We start from the raw sequence: 1,227 nt of genomic DNA, 5'->3' as shown, positions 1-1,227 counted from the left end.
TCGAGCCATGTGGAGGATGTTGTCATGGGACGGAAGAAGCACACGGCTGAAGAGATTGTCGCCAAGCTGCGCCAAGTTGATGTTCTGGTCTCGCAAGGTCGCAAGGTTGCCGAAGCAATCCGGTCCATTGAGGTGACTGAGGTCACGTATTACCGCTGGCGTTCCGAGTACGGTGGCCTGAAGGGCGATCAGGTCAAGCGGCTGAAGTCCCTGGAGACAGAAAACCAGCGCCTTCGTCGGGCGATCTCCGACCTGACCTTGGAGAAGCTCATCTTGAAGGAGGCAGCTTCGGGAAACTTCTGAGCCCGGCTCGCCGCCGGGCTTGTGTCGCTTACGTCGTTGCCGAGCACGGTGTGTCCGAACGTTTCGCCTGCCGTGTCCTGGGGCAGCATCGTTCGACGCAACGCAAGACCGCCGTGGTGGTCGAGGACGAAGCTGCTCTGACGGCCGCGATCATCGCATTGGCCGTCCAGTACGGGCGCTACGGCTACCGTCGGATCACGGCCTTGCTCCGACGTGACGGCTGGACGGTGAACGTGAAGCGCGTCGAACGGATCTGGCGCCGTGAAGGGCTCAAGGTCCCGGCTCGCCAACCAAAGCGGGCACGCCTTTGGCTCAACGACGGCTCCTGCCTGCGACTACGGCCCGAGCGGCCTGACCACGTCTGGTCCTACGACTTCGTCGAGCACCGGACGCACAATGGGCGCAAGTACCGGATGCTGAACGTCATCGATGAGTTCACCCGCGAGTGCCTGGCCATCCGGGTCGCCCGTAAGCTCAAGGCGCTGGACGTGATCGACGTGCTCTCGGATCTGTTCAGTTTGCGCGGCGTGCCCGGTCATATCCGCTCGGACAACGGGCCGGAGTTCATCGCCAAGGCCGTACAGGACTGGATCGCGGCGGTTGGATCGACGACCGCCTACATCGAACCGGGCAGTCCGTGGGAGAACGGGTATTGCGAGAGCTTCAACGCGAAGCTGCGCGATGAACTCCTCGACGGCGAGGTGTTCTACACCCTGAAGGAAGCCAGCGTCGTGATCGAGCAATGGCGGCGGCACTACAACAGCATCCGACCGCACTCGTCGCTCGGCTACCACCCGCCTGCACCGGAGGCCGTCATTTGGCCAACGGAACCGAGCAGCTCAGCGCCGCTCGCACAACCCGCCATCGTCACGCGACCGACGATGCACTAACTTCGAACCTGGGCCACCGAATGGGGGCAGGCCA

General features: G+C 63.0%; 1 protein-coding gene. It reads left to right on the top strand.

What is annotated here, in order from left to right; all coding sequences use genetic code 11:
* The first annotated feature begins 24 nt into the window (after positions 1 to 24).
* A protein-coding gene (locus tag ACP56T_RS21845; protein ID WP_238230149.1) for an IS3 family transposase occupies positions 25 to 1,193 on the top strand; the annotation gives its coding sequence in 2 pieces (ribosomal slippage) (positions 25 to 289 and positions 289 to 1,193; 1,170 coding nt in all).
* Positions 1,194 to 1,227 lie beyond the last annotated feature (34 nt).

The organism is Methylobacterium endophyticum, from assembly GCF_050591105.1.
GTDB lineage: Bacteria > Pseudomonadota > Alphaproteobacteria > Rhizobiales > Beijerinckiaceae > Methylobacterium.
Note: the sequence above shows the minus strand (reverse complement) of the source record. Positions and strands in the feature narration are given on the sequence as shown.